Below are 19,888 nucleotides of genomic sequence, written 5' to 3'. Positions count from 1 at the left end.
AGTCATTCCATCATTTTACAACTTTTTGTCACATTACTCACGCTAAGCTATTTATTTACAAAAAGAGGGCTGGAATAGCGTAGATATCGAATTTAAAATGTTGGAGGGACCCCGTTAAGAAAATTTGGCTATTTTCACTTCATATTTAAAGGATGCAGCAATTCGACGGTGGTGCTGTTTTTAGATTCAAAACGATATTCTCCAAGAAAATTGATATGCTCCCACCCTAATGGTGAAATATGATTCAAAAGCTCCTCTTTCATTTCCCCCTTCTGTCTTAAAACTGTAACAGCTTTCTCCAAATAAACAGTATTCCATACACAAATAGCATTTATAATGATGTTCAGTGCGCTGGCACGTTGGAGCTGATCTTGAAGAGCCTTTTCCCTCAACTCACCATGTTTTCCAAAGAAAATGGCACGTGCCAATGCATTCATAGCTTCTCCTTTATTAAGCCCCTTTTGGATCCTCCGTCGCATAGAAGCATCTGCAATATAATCCATCAAGAAAATGGTTTTTTCTATTCTACCCATTTCACGTAATGCCTTGGCAACTTTATTTTGTCGGGCGTAAGATCCCAATTTCCCCATAATAAGGGCACCAGATACTTTTCCAGTTTGAATAGAATGAGCTAGACGTAATACATCATCATAATTATCATGAATAACTTTTCGATCAACTTTACCTCTTATAAGGGTTTGAAGCTTAGGGAAATCGCTAGGTGGGTTCATAGAGAAAAGTTTTGAATCAGATATATCACGTAGCCTTGGGGCAAAACGAAAACCCAACAAATGGGTTAATCCGAAAATTTGATCCGTATAGCCAGCTGTATCCGTATAATGCTCTTCAATGTTTAAATCAGATTCATGATGAAGTAATCCATCTATGACATGTACTGCGTCTCGGGCGTTGGTATTAATCACTTTATTATAAAAGGTAGAAAATTGGTCACTTGTAAAGCGATAAATGGTTGCGCCTTTCCCTGTACCATAATGAGGATTAGCTTCAGCATGTAAAGATGAAACACCTACTTGTACACGCATACCATCGGAAGATGATGTCGTTCCAGTTCCCCAGTAAGAAGAGAGCGCTCGTTTGTGATGGAAATTAACTAACTGTGCTTGAGCACGATTCATCGCATCCTCATACATCCTCCATTGAGAAGTGTTGGCCATTTGTCGATAAGAAATATCCGGGGTTGATTCTGCCATTTTAGTTAAGCCGATGTTCGTTCCCATAGCCATTATGGTAGCTAATAAAATTCTCTTCTCCTCTTTGTCTGGTATTCGTCCTGTTGAAGCATGAATGAATTGCTCATCAAAATTTGTCCAATTGCTTACTTCCATGAGTAGATCAGGGAGTTTAATCCGAGGGAGCATAGCATAAAGGGATAAGCTAAATTCTCTCGCCTCTTCTGGGACATCCTTTTCCAACCGTTTTATATGTAGTCTTCCTTTATCTAGATTAATCCCATCCAATTCTTTGTTGTTTTTGGACAACCATTCGAGACGTTGGTTCAATGAAGTTTCTCTTTCAGTTAAATAGTTACCAGCAGAGATAGGTACAGCCAGTTTAATTCCTTTGGTGCAATCGGTATGCCATTCTTGTTTTGTCACAAAATAATCTTCAATATCCTTGTGTTGCCTGCTGCCAACCACTGAAATATCACCGGAACGGATATGGTTCTTTAATTCCGTTAATGCAGCCATTTCATAATAATGGCGGTTAATAGCACCATCCTCATCATAGACGTGCTTTTCCCAACGTTTTGGAACAAAATCGACTGGTGACCCTTCCGGTATTTTCCGTTTTCCTGTTTCATTCATGTCGTTTATGGTGTCAAGGGCTTTTATTATTGGTTTCGCAGCAGTAGTTGAACGAAACTCAATGGATTTAAGTAGCGTCGGTGTATATTTTCGCAGATAAAAAAACCTTTGTTCTAACAAATCTAGGTAATCATAATTCGGTGGACGTGAAAGTTCTTTAGCTTCCTCAACTGATTGGATCACTTTTTCCCATGACATGATAGATTCAATCGTTTCAAAAGGATCAAGATTTTCATTTTTCGCTTTTATTAAAGCTGTACCTAGATTGGTAAAGTGTATTAACTTCTCATTCACAGTTTTCCCATTTTGTTTCTGAATTTCTTCTTGTGCTTTTCGACCTTTATTTTGAAGAGATACAATTTGTTTATCATGTATATCAATGGCTTGATCAATGAGATCTTGACTTAAGTCCAGTATATAAGTAACTAGAACACTGTATCTTTTGTTAGATAGGAACCGTCTGAAAGCATAAGGTTCATACCTGGCACCTAACCGGGATAATTGGCGAAAACGGTTGGGAGGAATGTCATGGGTATTGACCTTTAAATCAAGCTTTCGAATATATTCTAATCGTTCAATGACTTTTAAAAATGTGTCCGGTGAGGATGTACCAGGATATTCTTTCAACCAAGCTAGTGGCGTTTTTCCGTTATCCATAGTGGGCTCTAGAAGAGAATCCAACTGTTGTTCTTGTTTCGGTGATAGTCCATCATTAATTGAATTAAAGATCCATTGTTCTGCTCGATTACGCGCCTCCCATACAACCCTCTCTATGGTCGTCATACCAGGTAAAATGATTTTTCTTTTACGTAATTCCTCAATGGATTGCCTAATCAACAGGACACTATTTCCATTTTCAATTGCCCGATGAAATAGGTAACGTGAAAGATAACGATATTCGCTAAGCGAAAAGTTTTTGTATCCATATTCCTGTCTAATTTCTTCCAGGTGTTCACGCCTTGTAGGTCCGCGTTGAGCGTATAAGGCGAATGATTCAGGATCAATATCTAGCTGTTTCGCTATATAGGATAAAATTAACGGGGAGACTTCCTTTATGTCTGATAAAGACCATCCCGGATAACGAAGTAAACATAATTGAACAGCAAAGCCCAATCGATTGTGTTTCCTACGATGACGATTAATGACCTCTAGATCATAGTTAGAAAATGTATAATAGGTAGCCAGATCCCATTCTGTAATCTTGGACGGATGCAAGAATTCTTCTCGTTGTTCAGGAGTAAGCAATTCTTTTCCTCTCATTCATTTTCACCTTCCTATAATAATTCCATTTTACTTTTTAATTTCGCTTGATCTGGATTGGTATATAAGAGTGTCGTATGAACATTTGAATGCCCGGCTTGGTTGGCCACCTCATGAATACTAAGACCTTTTTCAATCCCATTTGAACAAAAGAAATGGCGTAATTGATGAGGTGTTACCGAATCACTAAAATTCTTAAATATGCGGTTCACGACTGTTCGATCTAGCCGGACCCGTTTTTTGCTGAGGAAGAGATAAGGCGAATGCTCCGAATTTGTATATTTATCTCTTACTTTTAAGTATTCTCTTAGAGATAGAATAACCTTACTATTAAAAAGCACGATCCTTTGCTTCTCTCCTTTTCCATTTCGGATAATACATTCACCAGTTTGTAAATTAAAATCATCTAATTTAACAGCAAGGGCCTCTGAAATACGGAGACCAGTGTAAGCAATAAGGACGACTATAGCATAATTTCGCTTGTTACTACTTTCCAATACATTTTGTAGAAACTGTTTTACTTCTGTTTCTGTCACCTTCGTAGGTGATGCGTAAGAAGTTTGAACTTTTAACATGTCCGATTTGTCTACGACAAATTCATCTTGTTTATTTGTTTCAATCAAAAAAGCGTTGAATTTAGAGAGACTACTAATCTTACGATTAATCGTTTTTGCATTTTGCATTTTGACATTTTTTAAAAAGCTAATGTATTCCAATACATTTTCACGGTACAAGGCTGGACATTCTTTACCATACGAATTGTGAAACCACTGGAAGTATTGCTTCATATCTTGTTTATACCCTTTGACGGTGATTTCACTTTTTGTTTGTTGATGGAGATAAGAAGTGAAATCGTTAAGCAAATCCATATGTATAACCCTCCATAAATTGTGTTGCGTTAAAATTCTAGTGTTTTGATATAAATTGTGTTGCATAACTAGGTTTATTATAAGGTTTGTAAACTGCTAATGCAACACAAATGATATTATGTTGCATTAAAGCTAAAAGAAATTAACGTACTGTAAAGTCTTTAAATTAGGGACTTTTAATAATTAGCGTACAAAATTCTTGTTTGGTGGTGGTACCCCTTATTGCTGTAATACCTATATTTTTTCTACAGAGGGAAGGTTATGGTTGACACGAGAGCAAACTGTCCCTGATTAATCCTTTTCGCACAACTCTATGGGGAAAGAGGAATCGGGATACTTGTCAAATCTGCATCCAGTTTGTCAAGTCCCAAAAAATAAAAGCCTAATTTCTCAGCATAAAGCGAGAAATTAGGCTTTTCAAAATTTCAACAGGTCACTTTGATTTCACTTTTTCGAAACCTAGGTGGGTTTTGATCCTTCAGATCCTTCTATTTTCTTTACAATAATTCAATTGATTTAATTGATTATTTGTGCATATACATCAAATCAAAGGATGAAAATTTGAATATACTGAGGTGATTATTTTGGAAAATAATAAATTGTCGGGATACTTACGATTGCTCGCTTATTTATTAGGGTTTATAGGTTCTGTAATAGGGATTTACATTTGTTGGACAAAACATTTAATTGTAACAGGAGGACCTATAGAAATAACTCCAAGTAGTAAAGATCTAATATCCTCACAAATTAGAACACTTTACTTTTTCATTGAAAGAATTAATGTAACAATACTTTTATTTATACCTGCATGTATTGGGATATTAGGAACAATATTAAAGAATCCAATCTTTCTTTATATGGCCTTTTTAATGAGTATCCCTGTAGATGGAGTTATTTCAGTAAAAGCTTCTTCAATGCTTTCTGTTCAATATCCAATGTTTTTATATCTTTTCTCTGCATTATTATTTACTTTTATAAAAAAGTTACCACGTAACCCTGCAAGGACCTCGCCATCTTTACGAAACTAAACTAAGGATCTTACCCTATCACTCTATCGATAAAATTATTGACAGAGGAAATGGTTAGATATGAACATTAAATCGGCGAATTTGCGTAAATTTGGGAATCGGAGTTAAAAGCTGCTTCCCAAAAATTACTCTTATGTGAACTTGCTGAATATTAATGATGCTACATTCTTTAAATATGAAATGAAACTAGCCGACTTTCCTAAACGTACGGGAAGTCGGCCTTTTTTATGTCGAATTTTGCTTAGCGTACGTTTTCCGCGTTTTGCTGGCGGTACCCCTCTATTAAAATAACTTCATTTGCTGCCCTCTACTATTTTCTTCATCGTTGCCTTGAATCTTATAATCCATCGACTTATATCCCTGCATCCGCTTTTCATACATGGTCTTCAACTCGGGAACCTGATAATCAACATAATCATACACTTTTACAACATTCTTATCCGTATGAACACGATGCAACCTACCCACATATTGCTGGAGCGTTCCTTTCCAGGCGATGGGCATGGCAAGGAACAGAGTGTCCAGTCTAGCATTGTCAAATCCTTCTCCGATATACTTCCCGGTGGCAATAATAAGCCGCTCTTCATTATCTGAAAGATTTTCTATAAGCTTTAAGCGGTCTTTTTCTTCTTGATTACTCAGTTTGCCTGTTAATACGATTATATTCTTAGCAAATCCTTCAAAGAGCTTCTCCAATTCATTCACATGTTCAATCCGCTCTGTCAGATTCGCATTATTCTCAAGTTCTTTTAATACATCACTGAATATCATCTTATTCCGTTGTTCATTAATAGCCAAATTTGCATAAACCTTCTGAATGTTGCCGTCGTTATTTTTGAAATTCGTAAACCTGGGAATAAGTACATGGTCAAACGGATGGAGTTTTGACTGACTTTTGGCGGTAATCTTATAACAGATTTCCCCACACTGCATAGCAACTATCTCGTGTAGACCTTCTTTTCTAGTTGGTGTTGCAGTAAGTCCGTGAACGTAAGTAGCCTCTATTCCCCTTAATACTTTTTCAAAGCTTACCGCTGAAATATGGTGGCATTCATCGACAATTACCTGACCATAGCCTTTGACTTTTTCGCGCGCATCTTCTGATCTGCTCAATGTCTGAATCATAGCAATATCCACTTTACCTGTTGGTTTCTTTTTACCTCCACCGATTTGACCAACCTTGCTTCCATCGAAATTAATAAAGGTCTGCAAACTGTCTTTCCACTGGGTAAGCAGTTGCTTGGTGTGTACAATGATTAACGTGTTGATATTTCTCTCTGCAATTAGCGCTGCCGCCACTACAGTTTTACCAAAAAACCAGTTGCCGCTGATAGGACACCACAACTACTGATCTTCATAGCGTAGACAGCTTCATTTTGTTTTGGCAGAAGACTCCCACGAAATTGAATATTGTGACTGCTACCTTTGTTGGTTTGATCATCGATGTAGAAATTGATTTTGTTCCTAAATAAAATAGCTTTTATATCTGCCAGACAGCCGCGCGGAATAACCACAGAGTCCTCCACTTCATAACTACAGTCAATTTTCCTGGGGATCCTGTGCGTAGAGAGCCTTTTAGATTGTGCTTTAAAAAATTCAGGATTATTGATGACGGCTAGATTTATTAACTCGTTCAAAATATTTGCTGGAAGCTTATTTTTGGGAATATGTATGCCGTTTTTTCTTATGATGGTTATTTCAGAAAGTATATTCACATCATATGATATTGGTTTACTTTTTACAGTGTAACGGCTGGAACCATTGTGATCATTGTACTTTACCAGAATTGATTCAACTGTTTTTTTACTGATTTTTTTTACAGACTCCAGATACGACCATTGATCAATAAATGGTTCAAATTTTTCATTAACAAAGACACTATAGCCCTTTTTCCTGGGGGATTGCTGTAAAGGTAGTGCAATTAGGTTTCCAAATCCGCCTTTTGGCATTGTATCCTGATTGGGAAAGAACCGATCAAAAGAATCAACACCTGTCTCGTAACGCTTTTCCAGGGTCCGGTTCATAAGAAGATTTCCTAATCTACGAGCAGTTTTCGCCGCTATTTTATCACTGAAAAAAATCCAGACATGGCACCCCTCTCCGGATCTGGAGATTTCCATGCTTGCTGGTACGTACGCCTACATCGTTACAAACACCAATGAACGTAAGAGCGTCCTTTTGCCAGTCTTCTTTATCAAAATCAACTGCCAAAAACCAGCACGTTTCATCTTTTAATAAAGGAGAGATGCCAATAGTTTTATTGCCACGCAAGTGATTCTCAATGACATTGTCCGTTAGTGGCAACAACTCACGCTCTTTATATTTTTTATTGGGTTTATATTTACGTGCCGGCGCGTAGTTTGACTCCCCATTGAGCCCCCATTGCACCGCATATACGTCTGTCCGTCCTTTAAACAGACTTCTGAAGATAGTGATGCGCTTCTGTAAGATTTCAGTTCTCGCAGTGTGTTGACCATGTTTGACTTGATACTTTGAGACAGGAATTTGATGCTTTGTCAGCAATTCTTTCAATTTATGATTTTCATCTTTTAGCCGGGTGATTTTCTTTAATGCACTTTGCAATTTTTGCTCCAAATCGTTCATAAATTTACACCCTCATCATGCAGTTTGGTCTAAGTCTAAGTTTATAAATATAATGAGTCGTGCCTAACAAATCGTATAACATCATCATTTTTCTTATGAAACCTATTTTTATTGTAAAATGATGTCGATCTGTCTATTAGAAGTATGTGCAGTTTTTTCATGTATTAACAATCTTTGGATAACTTCGACAGCGCTCCATTATTAAGTATGTGAGTAGCATAACTATGTCTTAATTGATGAGGATGTTTTATATCTAATGCAAGCATCCTATACCTCGGCTCGTATTTAAGAATAAAAAAAGCCTCCCAAAAGTTTATGAACTCTTGAGAGGCCTGTATATTCAGTAAATGATTTTAAAAACCAGTCAAAATCCAGTCGAATTATTCTCAAACCCTATGATGAAGGGGTTTTGAGCGCTATCACATCATGCCGCCCATTTTCTGAGCAGAATAAATACTTAGGGATAAGAGTAAAAAAAACCTAAATAGCAGGTATTCAACCAGCCTTTTTAATATTCAGACGAAATAAGATTTCAATACTTATGAACAATATCCAGTCATAATCCAGTCATAAATGAGTGGACCTTAGAAGGAATGAGACCCTGTAGGATGAACGTCTAATCCAATGTCCCCCTCCAACGTTAATACTCATCAAAGTCACCTGCAAATTCAGTACCTTCATAACTTTACACCCATCAAATTAAAGGTTATATATTCAAGATGATCTGGGAAGATAAAGATCATAACAGAAAGAGATCAACATATAATGAATTGTTATTTAGAAGAAAGGGTGATGATTTTGAATAAAGTGGTTTGTTTTAAAGGCACTCCTTATAACGTGGTAACCGAGGTCGATCCTTATTATTTTTGTCTTCGACTCAATCAACGGTTAAAGCCGAATTAAAAATTTGGCATTTTCCGAGTAAAGATACCTAATGTGAAATGTACAAAAAATAAAAACATGCTCTTATTTAATGCAATGGACGAACTTCTTTATAATAAAAATCACTTTGGACGGGAATTTTCAATAAACCTTTACATAAAATATATCAAAACTTAAAAAATCACATTTACAATAAAAGTATAAAGGAAGGAGGAAGAATAAAATGTACAAATATTTAATTAACGTAACATTCAAGGGAAAAAATTATCAAACCAATGTAATAGCTAACAAAAACAAATCAGAAAAAGAAGTGTATCAAATTGCAAAAGAACAAGTCTTGAAACAATGGGCAAATTAAACAACAACATTGGTTAATAATTACAACGATTATTAGAGGGAGGTTTTACTCCTTTTACCATATACATATAGATCTAAATCTTCCACCTCAATCATTTTCCAAAAGACTACAATTTGAGATTTTTCTCCTTTCTTTAGCTTCTTTGATTTGCTTAAATGTGGCATATTCCCCTCCACCCAACAGCATGAGAAGAGCTAGATAACACCAGAAAAGAAGAAGTATCTTCTGCATTATTTTGAAACATACTCACTAGGTATATTTTTTACATAAGGAGATAAATGCCCATGGTTCCGACAGAGCCCATGAGCATTTATTTGAACACACCCACTCCCCTAAAGTTAGAAACGTGTGTTCAATATATAAATTTTTACTTATTGTAACTTAATCCATGGCCGTAAGGATACATATCTTCAATCGTAACCGGAAGTTTCCCCCCCGACTGAGCACCGAAGATCACATCCACGGAAGCTTTTAATGCAGGTAAAACCGTTGGATTATCACTTCCCCACTTATCGATCGCATAAGAAGCAAGATAACCATCTACTTTTGGATATTCGGCAACATCATAAGGCAAACCGAGACTGACGGCAACAACTGGTTTACCAGTGTCCTGAAGCTCCTTGACAAGTTGCGCTTGTTCATCGGGCAGTCCGCTTTTTGAGTATGTTGCAACGATGATTTTGTCCGCATTCTCAGCTAATGCAGCTGCTTCTTGAACCTCCTCCTCCTTTGGGGTATGGGATGACGCCTGCCAAGAAGTGACGTTGGCCTCACTTATGTTTTGCACCGCACTAGCAACAAAATCCACCTCGGTTACACCTGCTACAAAAATATTCTGTTCAGTATGTTTATCGAAGGGTAAAACATTATCGTTTTTAACAAGAGTAATGGACTGTCGTGCTACTTCTGCAGCTTTTTCCTGAAAGTCAGGTTGGGCCGCAATTTCTTTTGCTTTTTCTGGATCCACAAAGCGATTTTCAAATAAGTCGTGTTTCAATTTTTGCATCAGTACGCGCTCAACTGATTCATTGATTCGTTTTTTAGATAGTTCACCAGATTCTACCGCTTGATAGAGTGATTCGAAGGTTTCTACTTGTTCTTCATGAGAACCAGTAGCCATTATAATATCCGCACCGGCTTTTAAAGCCATGACTGCGGCGTGCCCTGACCCCCATCTTTCATCAATAGCATCCATGCTCATTGCGTCTGTAATAATGATCCCTGCAAAATTCATCTCTTCCCGAAGTAATCCGGTTAACACCTTTTCAGACAATGTTGCCGGCAATTTTGGATCGATGGCTTCAATAATCACATGGGCGGTCATAATGGAGTCAACCCCTGCACCTATTGCTGCTTTAAATGGTGCAAGGTGAACTTCTTTAAGGGTTTCACGGTCGTATGTAACTGTTGGCAAGCCGAAATGTGAATCGACCTCCGTATTACCGTGGCCCGGGAAATGTTTAGCAGAAGTAATAACATCTTCTGATTGATACCCTTTGATCATCGCACTTGTCATACTAGAAACGAGGTCGCTTTTTTCGCCGAAGGAACGCACACCTATAACGGGATTATTGGGATTCGTATTGACATCCGCCAGAGGGGAAAAGTTCCAACTAAAGCCCATGGCTCTGGCTTCTTTAGCAGTAATCCTCGCTACAGTTTCTGCGACCTTTGTGCTACGCGTTGCCCCAATCCCCATTTGATGGGGAAATGTCGTCGTCCCTTGAACCACATTATGTGTCGTGCCATATTCTAGGTCAGCAGAGATAATAAGTGGAATTCCAAGACGTGTTTTGCTTGCCCATTCTTGCAATTGATTGTTGTATTTGGACATAAATTCAGGGTCTTTTTTGTTCGCAATAATAACAGAGCCCGCATAATAATCCTGAATGATCTCACGTGTTTCATCATCTGGCATTTCATCAATAGCGTGTTGAGGGTGTGTAACGGGCATAACCAGCTGGCCGATTTTTTCTTTCACGGTCATATGGGCAATGATTCTTCTGGCCATTCCCTTGTTTGCCTTGTCCGATGGGGGATTTGGATATTTAAAATGTTCCTCTGATGATTGTGATTTAGCAAGCACCAAATTTGGTGAAGATACTGCTAGCAAGAAAACCATAAAACAACATACCTTTGTGACTAACTTCTTCAAATGACCACTCCTTAAACAGAATTTTCAAAAATTATTGTGCAAAGTAAGTCTATCAATTATACATATAGTTGTCTATACCATATAACAATATAATCCCCCTATGAAGCAATTTAGTTGAACAAGATAAATAATGGATTAAGGAATTTATCTGTGAATTTCAGTGATAAATGGCGCATTAATTTGAGAGCTATTTGTCGTAAGGAGCTGAACCCTAGGTGAAATTGCTATATAAAAACCACACGAATTTTTTCGTATGGTTTTAAAAGATTTTTTATCAATTAGACGTTCAACATAGGGTTTCTCGAGAAAAAAGTAAGCAATCCAATTGCGCTCCTTTTATAGAAAAAACTTAACGCTAAAAAAGGAACTGTAATTTTATCGATCTTTATACCTACGAAGTGCCTTATTTTCTAATTCTTTAACGAATTAATCCTTGCCGTCCACATAAGCTTCAATATCTGTAAGATATTGTTCAGCAAGGCTCTCTTTTAGGCCTCCATACCGCTAAGCGTCTTCGGGATATGTTTGAAGATAGTCTCTTACAGCTAAATGGCGATTAATATCCTCCTTGTTATCCACCTAAAATAAGTGTACTTGATGTGATCTGTTATCTCCTCCTTTTCTAAAATACCGTTTTGTAATCAACGATGCTAAAACCCCTAATGACAACGGTTTCAAATTCCCTGATAATAACGGATAATCATTTTTATATAACTTAGAGTTTTGGAGTGTAGAAATGATGGTCAAGATTGGGTTTTTTTTATGATTCGAGAGTTATTCCTCGTACACAAACAGTTGCAGCAAAAAAGCAAAAAATCTTTTTGATAAGGACAAAGGTTTAGTTAACAATTCTTAGATAATTTTAGAAATCTAAGAATCTCCTTCAGATGAAAAGAAGCCCTTCAAGAGAAGCTTTCCCAATAAATAATATTTAAGGATCTGGTTAAGTTTTAATAATATTAACACTAAATCTTCGCTTTTTCTCTGATGTGATTCCGAGCAATCACAGCGTACTCCAGCGGATTAGCTATTGCCGGATCCTGTTCAGCCTCAACAAGCATCCATCCCTTATAATCCATCTGGGCTAACGTTTCGAATATCGGTCCAAAGTCTATATCTCCATTTCCCGGAACCGTGAACATCCCTTCCCTTACACCGTCTAGAAAGGCTGTTTTATTCTGATGGACCTCGGCCGCTACATCATCTCTCACATCCTTTAAATGGACGTGTTTGATCCTGTAAGAATGCGACTTTAATACATCCAGAGGATCTTCACCAGATAAATAAAGGTGTCCGGTGTCAAAAAGAAGCGATACCTTGTCCTCATCGGTGATATTCATCAGCTTATCAATTTCCTCTATTGTCTGCACGCCTGTACCCATATGATGATGAAAGACAATATCCATCCCTTTTTCGCGGGCAAGCTCGCCTAGAGTGTTCAATCCTTCTGCTAATAGTTCCCATTCCTGTTCATTGAAATGAGGCTTATCTTCAAATAAGGGAACATCTTCTTTTTGGATGCTGTGGCCCTGTTCAGATACAACAATAACTTTTGCGCCCATTTCATGTAGAAAATCGCGATGTTTAATGAAAGCTTCCTCTGTCTCCTTGTAAGGACGAGTGGTGAGGAATGAACTGAACCATGCACTGGCAATTTGTAACTGTCGTAACTCAAGGGCCTGCTTTAACTCCTGGGTATCCTTTGGATATTTATTTCCTACCTCTGTACCTTGGAATCCTGCCAGTGCCATTTCGCTGACGCACTGCTCAAACGTATTGCCACTTCCTAATTCGGGCATATCATCATTGGTCCAGCCAATTGGACATATTCCCAGTTTTACCGCATTCTCTTTAAACACCTGCCGTTAACCCCCTAAACTTATGTATAATTAAATTTATACAGAAAAAAAGGGAGAACGCCTCCCTTTTTTCTACTGATTTATACCCAGCGAGTGGTCATTACTTTTTTGCGAGTAAAGAATTCTACTCCATCCTTGCCGTTAGCATGCAAGTCTCCGTAGAAAGAGTTTTTCCACCCAGAGAACGGGAAGAATGCCATTGGTGCTGGAACTCCGATATTGACTCCGAGCATTCCTGCATCAATCGTTTCACGGAACTGACGGACACTGCCTCCATCTTTGGTGAAAATGCAGGCTCCGTTGGCGAATGGAGATTCATTCGTGACCTCTATTGCTTCGTCTAAATTCTTAACACGTACAATGGATAGTACTGGTGCAAAGATCTCATCCTGCCAGATTTTCATTTCTGTCGTTACATTATCGAAAATGGTTGGTCCGACAAAATAACCTTTCTCCTGTGAAGTATTATCTTGACGACCATCTCTGATCAGATTTGCTCCTTCTTGTTCACCGGTTTCAATATAACCAAGCGTGCGTTCTTTGTGTTGTTCACGAATAACTGGTCCAAGGAATACTTCTTCATCCAGACCATTCCCGATTTTAACCTCATCGGCTTTCTGCTTAAGCTGAGAAATAAATTCATCGGCTACAGACTCTTCCACGGCAACGACAGAGGCAGCCATGCAGCGTTCGCCTGCAGAACCGAAGGCTGCATTAAGGATTTGAGTAGAAGCATTGTCCAGGTTCGCATCATTTAAGATGATGGAATGGTTTTTCGCTCCTGCAAGTGCCTGTACACGCTTCAGATTTTCTGTACCGCGCTTATATACATATTCGGCTACTGGCTGTGAACCAACAAAGGAGATCGCCGCGACCTTCTTGTGGTCAAGCAGTCCGTTCACAACATCATGCGCCCCATGGACGATATTAAATACGCCTTTTGGCAGTCCAGCTTCTTCTAATAGTTCTGCCAAGCGATTAGCCAAGAGTGGTGTACGTTCAGACGGCTTCATGATGAACGTATTTCCGGTGGCAATCGCCATTGGGAACATCCAACAAGGAACCATCATCGGGAAGTTAAATGGTGTGATTCCTCCAATAACACCGATCGGATAGCGGCTCACGCCTGACTCAAGTCCTTTGGCAATAGAGGGCAGCTGGTCGCCCATCATTAACGTCGGGGCCCCTGTCGCAAACTCAACGTTTTCAATTCCCCGCTGCACTTCACCTTTAGCTTCTTTTAAATTTTTTCCGTTTTCTATCGTGATCAATTCTGCCAGCTCATCCCAGTGTTCAACAAGCAGCTGCTGATACTTGAATAAGATACGTGCTCTTTTTGGAACCGGAACTTCTTTCCATTCCTGAAATGCTTGCTTTGCAAAATTCACCGCATAATCTACGTCTTCTTCGGAGGAAAGCGGTACTCTGGCAATAACTTCTCCGGTGGCTGGATTATACACCTCTTCGGCCTGGTCGCTTTTTGCCTCCACCCATTCGCCGCCAATATAGTTTTTTAGAGTTTTCAATTCACTAGTCACATTACTCATTTAATCTTCCTCCTTAAATAATAATGGTTTTTTATATGAAGTAATTCAGGAAATATCCTGTCTTTCGGCATTTGCTATAAATTTATCCACCTCACGAGTAGTCGGCATGGCGTCTGAACAACTGTGTCTCGAAATGACGATTGCAGCTGAAGCGCTCCCATATTCCATTGCCTTTGATAAATCCCACTGCTGGAACAGCCCGTAAATAAAAGCGGATGCATAGGAATCACCGGCACCAAATGTTTTTAGTACTTTGGTTTTAAACGTACCGCTCGTATGCGAGTGCCCGTCCTTTGTATAAGCGTAAGAGCCTTTTGATCCATGCTTAATGACTACAATTTCAGCATGGTGGTTAAACCATTTGGAAGCTGTCTCTTCATCTGTCTTCTTCTCTTTTTCGAATTGTTCCATCATGTCGAACTCATCTCTTGTGCCAATAATGACATTACATTTTTCGGCAGCAAGGTTATAATACGTTGCTGTTTCTTTTTCGTCTTTCCAGGTGTATGGACGGTAGTCAATGTCAAAGATCACGACAACTTCGTGTTTCCTTGCATATTCAAGGGCTAAAAATACAGCTTCTCTGGATGGACTTGCCGAGAGTGCCGTTCCCGAGATATGCAAAGCCTTGGCATTTTTTATATAATCTTCCGATACATCATCGGTACTTAGTTTTAAGTCGGCTACGTTATCCCGATACATTAAGATACTGCAGTCTTCCGGACTCTTAATTTCAGTGAAAGCTAACCCTGTTACAGCCCCTGTATGATCAACAGAGATATTCGTGGTATCGATGTCATCCCCTTGTAAATAATCCACGATGAAACGCCCCATTTGATCATCTGAAACCTTGCCTATAAAACCTGGTTTGAGACCAAGTCTCGCAGCACCAATAGTGATATTGGTCGGGGAACCTCCTACATACTTTGTGAAGGATTTAGTTTCTTCCATTGGACGATTAAACTGATCGGCATTTAAATCGATGCAAAGTCTTCCAATTCCAATAAGATCTATAGGTCTATCTTCTTTGAAATCCAAGTTGTACACGTGATCCCCTCCATTAATTCATAAACTATAAGAATCGTAGACTCTTTTATTGTTCCCTTAACTTGAAAGCGTTTAAATATCTTAATCTTACAATATAATATTGTGAGCTTAATTGCAACAGAAAGATACAAAATATAATCATAAATTAACCTAAAATTACTCAAAATTTCAATTGGTAGGCTCCTCATTAGTCTTGATGTCTCTAAACTTACTCATAATAAAATATAAGAAACTGCTATCCCGATAGATCCGAAGATTAACGTGAACGGCAGATTGGTGACGGTAATAGCGTATGGGTTTTGCCTGGTATTTATAGATGTCATAGTAACTACCACACCATAGGTGCCAGAACTTGCAGTTGCCAAAGCCCCTACAATTAACATCACACCGATTCCTATAGGGTTGAAGATCTCAAAAAATGGACGTAAAATCTCCAGCAATACACCAACCGTTGCTATTGGGTGAACGCCCAATAGACCAAGGCTTATGTATGTGAATAAAATTAACACAAGGATTACGACAGGATACTCCTTAAAGACAGTAAACGGATATTGGATCCACGAAAGAGCTGCGGTTTGATTAAGACTGTTTGAAAACAGAGATAGTGAAATAAAAAGCACCACAAAGTTCTGTAACTGATTGGTTTTCTGGCGCCAGCTTTTGTATCCCATTCTTAAAAAAAGAGAGGTTTTTTTCATGAAGAATGCCCAAACAAAAGAAAACGGAAAGATGACCAGAGTAACTGCAAGAATAAAACTCAGTCGTAACCATTGACTGGCGAGCATTACTACAGCTAAAAACATGCCTAAAATCATCAATAGTTTAAACATTTTCAGATAGATTTCCTTCGTAGCCTGGTACCTATGCGCTTTTCCCTGCTCTCTGTATGGAATGCTCCGAAATGAACGTTTTTGCAACTGGAAATCAATGAGTAATACGGTGAACGATACCAGTAACAGCCAAGGTAGATAACTCAAATAACTGACCCCTGTAGCATCAACCACAATGCCAACCATAATCTCCATTGGACTCCAGATCATCGTCAGAGCATAAGCTCGTATGGTGGACCTCGCAATAAGCCGGTCACGAATTCTTTTTTTTATGGATTTTAATGAATTGATTAACATCTCTTGTGATAAGTTTACCGCTGACAAATTTAAGAACGTCATTAATGTTCCGCTTGTCAGTACACTTTTAGGATACAGATCACCAAGATTTCGGACGTTTACTTTCATAAGCTTTTTAATACTTTTCTCGTAACGTCCGATATAGGCAGCACTATTAATCCATGGCAGCATGCTTAGAAATATAAGGAGATTCATATTAGATATAAGATACAATGGGAAGTTGTGAACGGGGATATCAGATGAAATTAACATAAAATTTCCAGTAGTTAGAAATAGACATCCCAGGACTTGAAACAAACGAGTAGCGTAATAAAAGGAAAGTAGAAGAATAGGTACAGCCAATATTCCTACAGTCCATTCAAGGTATGACAGATCCAGGAACACGTGGATTAAGTACACAAGTAAAAGTACGGAGTACAATATAAATAGTCGATCAGACAGCCATCGCTTCATACAAACTTCTCCAGGTGGCAGGAATAGGAATGAATAAATTCCAGAGGGAGAATAGGTTCTCCCTCATCTTCTACAAATCTAGGTAAATAGCTGATCAATCTCATCGAATTCTTGATTGCTAATCTTCACTTCGAGCGTTTGTAAATTACTTTTTACCTGCTCTTTGTTCTTTGCGCCTGGAATAATTACATCAATAGCCTCATGTTCCAGGTACCAGGCGAGAACTAAATGAGGAACTTCCACACCTTTTCTATCCGCGATCTTCCGAAGCTCTTCTACTTTTTCCAAGTTCTCCTTGAAGGCCTCTTCTTGAAAATGAGGCAGGCTGGAACGCAGGTCAGAGTCCGGAAAAGTAGTATATTTATCGTACTTCCCAGCCAGAAGACCTGATGCTAATGGAAAAAATGGCACAAAAGAAATCTCATTTTCGACGATGTAAGGGAAAAGCTCTTTTTCAGAATCTCTCTGAAACAAATTGTATAATCCCTGGAATACATCCACATATCCATCCTGATTGGCTTCTTTCAGCTGATCAAGACTCATATTGGAAACACCAATAGAGCGTATTTTGCCCTCATCTTTCAATTCCTTGAGCGCCCCTACGGCTTCAGCTTTTGGGGTGTTTTCATCTGGAAAATGAATATAATACATATCCAGGTAATCGGTTTTAAGGCGTTTCAGGCTGTCTTCGACGGATTGTTTAAGAAAAGCAGGGGAGTTATCCAAAACTTCTTCCCCGTTAACAAACTTTTGAGCACCTTTCGTAGCGAGGACAATTTCACTGCGATTGCCCATTTCACGTATAGCCTTTCCTACTAACTCTTCGGAGTATCCAGGGCCATAAATATAAGCGGTATCGAGAAAGTCTACCCCATTTTCCACCGCTTCTTTGACCATATTGACTCCTTGCTGCTCATCAAGATTTGGATACAAGTTATGGCCGCCGACCGCGTTCGTACCAAGTCCAATAGGATTTACATATAAGTCCGTTGTTCCAATTCTAGTTTTTTCAGCCATTTCCATGCTCCCCTTTCTTAAGGAAAGATTTATATCTGTTAGAAAAGGCGGCCTCACCAGCCTCCTTTTCTTTAGGCTCTCTTACTGCTCATAAACTCTCTCATCTTACTTTTAGCCATTTCTTTCATCGCCTCTTTAGCAGGCGTATGAATAATTCTAGGTTCATAGACTTGCTCATCAGCTTTTAATACTTTTCTTACGGCATTGGTCCAGGCTTGAATACACTCTGTATTGACATTGATCTTAGCGTGTCCAAGCTTAATCGCTTTTTGTAATTGATAGGTGGGGATCCCGGATCCTCCGTGGAGCACGAGCGGTACCTGGGTCTTTTCGGAAATCTGTTTCATTTCTTCAAACCCTAACTTCGGTTCTCCCTGGTAAGGGCCGTGTACAGACCCAAGCGCGGCGGCCAGGGCGTCTACATCAGTTGCCCCAACCAGCTTCAAGCATTCAGCAGGATCAGCGTACTTTACTCCGCCGGTCACACCATCTTCCGTACCACCGACAGATCCTACCTCCGCCTCTACCGAAACTCCTCTTGGATGCACGTAATCTACTACTTCTTTCGTCATTTGAATATTTTCCTCAATCCCATAGCGAGAGCCGTCAATCATAACCGAAGAGAAACCGGCATCCACCGCCGCTTTACATCGTTCAATACTTTTTCCATGATCGAGATGCAAGGCGACAGGCACGGAAATAGACATTTCTTTGACGAGGCTTTCTACCATAGCGACTATGGTTTGAAATCCACCTAGATAATCGATTAATCGATCAGACGCTCCCAGAATTAAAGGAGATTCCTCTTCCTCGCCTGCAGCTAGAAAAGCTTGAATCGATTCCAGGTTATTAATATTAAATTGCCCGACAGCATAATCTTCCCGCTTCGCTTTGAGCAGCATGTCCTTCATAGATACCAGGGGCGTCAGTACATTTTCATTCGTATTCACAGGTATCCACCCTCTTATTTATATTGGTTGAGTATTGTAGTGCTTGGATACTACATCAAGGGTTGTATCCTTCGCCTTTTTAATGACTTCTTCTGCATCCATTTCGTAGTAAGCAGGACGGAAGAGCTCTACGGATACGACTCCATCTTCATACCCAATCTCTTTCAAAGTAGACAGCAGTCGATCTAAGTCAATCGCCCCTTCCCCAGGCCAGACCCGGTCTTCATCTCTTAAAATACCGATCGGAAAGTCTTCTGTATCATCAATATGGAGAATGAAAATTTTTTTTCCATCTGCTTTTTCCAAAGCTTCATAACTTGAGCCCATGGCATGAAAATGGAAGCAGTCAAAGACGAGTCCCACATTTTCACGATCCACTTTTTGCACAATATCGTAGGCCTGCTCAAACGTATTCACCGTACACTCTGGATGACCTACAAACTCCATGGCAACCTTAATACCATACGGTTCTGCAATCTTCGAAAATTCTCTCAGCATTTTTACGGAACTTTTTTCAATGTTGTTCAGTAAAATTTTCTCCTCTGTTACAAGGGGAACGGCAACGATGTATGGAACACCCAGCTCACTTCCGATTTCCACCATCTGTTTGAATTCCTCTAGAACTTCTTCTTCATTATCGCGATTGTTAAAAAAGACCAGAGCATTCAAGGCTAACGGCTTAATGTGGCGCTCCTGAAAGTAGGATTTTAAATCGTCCAGGGAATGTGACTCCAAATACTCCGGAAGTTTATCCATCGCCCGTATTTCGATGTAATCATACCCGTGTTTATCACAATAATCTAAGTCCTTCTCCAAGTTTGAGTTCTCAAGCGTAGTTGCCTGATTAAAACATAATTTCATACTCTCTTCCTCCTTAATCGTAAAAAGTAACAGCGTCACATAGGC

Annotated in this window: 15 protein-coding genes and 1 pseudogene; 2 read left to right on the top strand and 14 right to left on the bottom strand. The window is 39.0% G+C overall.

Annotated features, from left to right (window positions below; all coding sequences use genetic code 11):
• Positions 1-134 precede the first annotated feature (134 nt).
• Together MUO14_RS23650 and MUO14_RS23645 are read right to left on the bottom strand one after the other, a co-directional pair.
• Complete coding sequence (locus MUO14_RS23650; protein WP_079529250.1) at positions 135-3,086, bottom strand: Tn3 family transposase; 2,952 nt, start codon at positions 3,084-3,086, stop codon at positions 135-137.
• 14 nt (positions 3,087-3,100) lie between these two features.
• Entirely contained in the window at positions 3,101-3,955 is an 855-nt protein-coding gene (locus MUO14_RS23645) for a tyrosine-type recombinase/integrase (protein ID WP_079529249.1), read from the bottom strand.
• A 584-nt stretch (positions 3,956-4,539) separates the two neighbouring features.
• Between MUO14_RS23645 and MUO14_RS23640 the strand changes: the two genes are divergently transcribed.
• Positions 4,540-4,983: a hypothetical protein gene (locus MUO14_RS23640; RefSeq protein ID WP_244752932.1), complete on the top strand. Its 444-nt coding sequence runs from the start codon at positions 4,540-4,542 to the stop codon at positions 4,981-4,983.
• A 282-nt stretch (positions 4,984-5,265) separates the two neighbouring features.
• On the opposite strand, the gene MUO14_RS23635 is transcribed toward MUO14_RS23640, so the two are convergent.
• The 4 genes and pseudogenes from MUO14_RS23635 to MUO14_RS24950 form a co-directional block, all read right to left on the bottom strand.
• A complete protein-coding gene (locus tag MUO14_RS23635; RefSeq protein ID WP_244752931.1) occupies positions 5,266-6,327 on the bottom strand; it encodes a DEAD/DEAH box helicase in 1,062 nt (353 codons plus the stop codon).
• Positions 6,282-7,103, bottom strand: a complete 822-nt coding sequence (locus MUO14_RS23630; RefSeq protein ID WP_244752930.1) for a TOTE conflict system archaeo-eukaryotic primase domain-containing protein — start codon at positions 7,101-7,103, stop codon at positions 6,282-6,284. Before MUO14_RS23630 ends, MUO14_RS23635 begins: the two co-directional genes overlap by 46 nt.
• Positions 7,051-7,587, bottom strand: coding sequence for a TOTE conflict system archaeo-eukaryotic primase domain-containing protein (locus tag MUO14_RS23625; RefSeq protein WP_244752929.1), 537 nt, complete (start codon positions 7,585-7,587; stop codon positions 7,051-7,053). The genes MUO14_RS23630 and MUO14_RS23625 overlap by 53 nt, the downstream gene beginning before the upstream one ends.
• Before the next feature lie 108 nt (positions 7,588-7,695).
• Positions 7,696-7,832, bottom strand: a pseudogene (locus tag MUO14_RS24950) (tyrosine-type recombinase/integrase); the annotation flags it as partial.
• Positions 7,833-8,692: 860 nt separating this feature from the next.
• Here MUO14_RS24950 and MUO14_RS23620 point away from each other — a divergent pair.
• Positions 8,693-8,827, top strand: coding sequence for a BA3454 family stress response protein (locus MUO14_RS23620; protein WP_244752928.1), 135 nt, complete (start codon positions 8,693-8,695; stop codon positions 8,825-8,827).
• A 367-nt stretch (positions 8,828-9,194) separates the two neighbouring features.
• Here MUO14_RS23620 and MUO14_RS23615 read toward each other — a convergent pair whose 3' ends face one another.
• The 8 genes from MUO14_RS23615 to iolI form a co-directional block, all read right to left on the bottom strand.
• Positions 9,195-10,982, bottom strand: coding sequence for a glycoside hydrolase family 3 protein (locus tag MUO14_RS23615; RefSeq protein WP_244752927.1), 1,788 nt, complete (start codon positions 10,980-10,982; stop codon positions 9,195-9,197).
• A gap of 965 nt (positions 10,983-11,947) precedes the next feature.
• Positions 11,948-12,841: a myo-inosose-2 dehydratase gene (iolE, locus tag MUO14_RS23610; RefSeq protein ID WP_244752926.1), complete on the bottom strand. Its 894-nt coding sequence runs from the start codon at positions 12,839-12,841 to the stop codon at positions 11,948-11,950.
• Between the two features lie 80 nt (positions 12,842-12,921).
• Positions 12,922-14,388 (bottom strand): CoA-acylating methylmalonate-semialdehyde dehydrogenase, encoded by a 1,467-nt coding sequence (locus tag MUO14_RS23605; protein ID WP_244752925.1) that lies wholly within the window; start codon positions 14,386-14,388, stop codon positions 12,922-12,924.
• 45 nt (positions 14,389-14,433) lie between these two features.
• A complete protein-coding gene (gene iolC, locus MUO14_RS23600) occupies positions 14,434-15,435 on the bottom strand; it encodes a 5-dehydro-2-deoxygluconokinase (protein WP_244752924.1) in 1,002 nt (333 codons plus the stop codon).
• 212 nt (positions 15,436-15,647) lie between these two features.
• On the bottom strand, positions 15,648-17,015 hold the full coding sequence (locus tag MUO14_RS23595; protein ID WP_244752923.1) for a hypothetical protein: 1,368 nt from the start codon (positions 17,013-17,015) through the stop codon (positions 15,648-15,650).
• Positions 17,016-17,093: 78 nt separating this feature from the next.
• Complete coding sequence (locus tag MUO14_RS23590) at positions 17,094-18,032, bottom strand: aldo/keto reductase (RefSeq protein ID WP_244752922.1); 939 nt, start codon at positions 18,030-18,032, stop codon at positions 17,094-17,096.
• A 71-nt stretch (positions 18,033-18,103) separates the two neighbouring features.
• Positions 18,104-18,943, bottom strand: a complete 840-nt coding sequence (gene fba, locus MUO14_RS23585; protein ID WP_244755737.1) for a class II fructose-1,6-bisphosphate aldolase — start codon at positions 18,941-18,943, stop codon at positions 18,104-18,106.
• A gap of 57 nt (positions 18,944-19,000) precedes the next feature.
• Complete coding sequence (gene iolI, locus MUO14_RS23580) at positions 19,001-19,843, bottom strand: 2-keto-myo-inositol isomerase (RefSeq protein ID WP_244752921.1); 843 nt, start codon at positions 19,841-19,843, stop codon at positions 19,001-19,003.
• Positions 19,844-19,888: the final 45 nt, after the last annotated feature.

The sequence above is a fragment of the Halobacillus shinanisalinarum genome (genome assembly GCF_022919835.1).
Lineage (GTDB): Bacteria > Bacillota > Bacilli > Bacillales > Halobacillaceae > Halobacillus_A > Halobacillus_A shinanisalinarum.
Note: the sequence above shows the minus strand (reverse complement) of the source record. Positions and strands in the feature narration are given on the sequence as shown.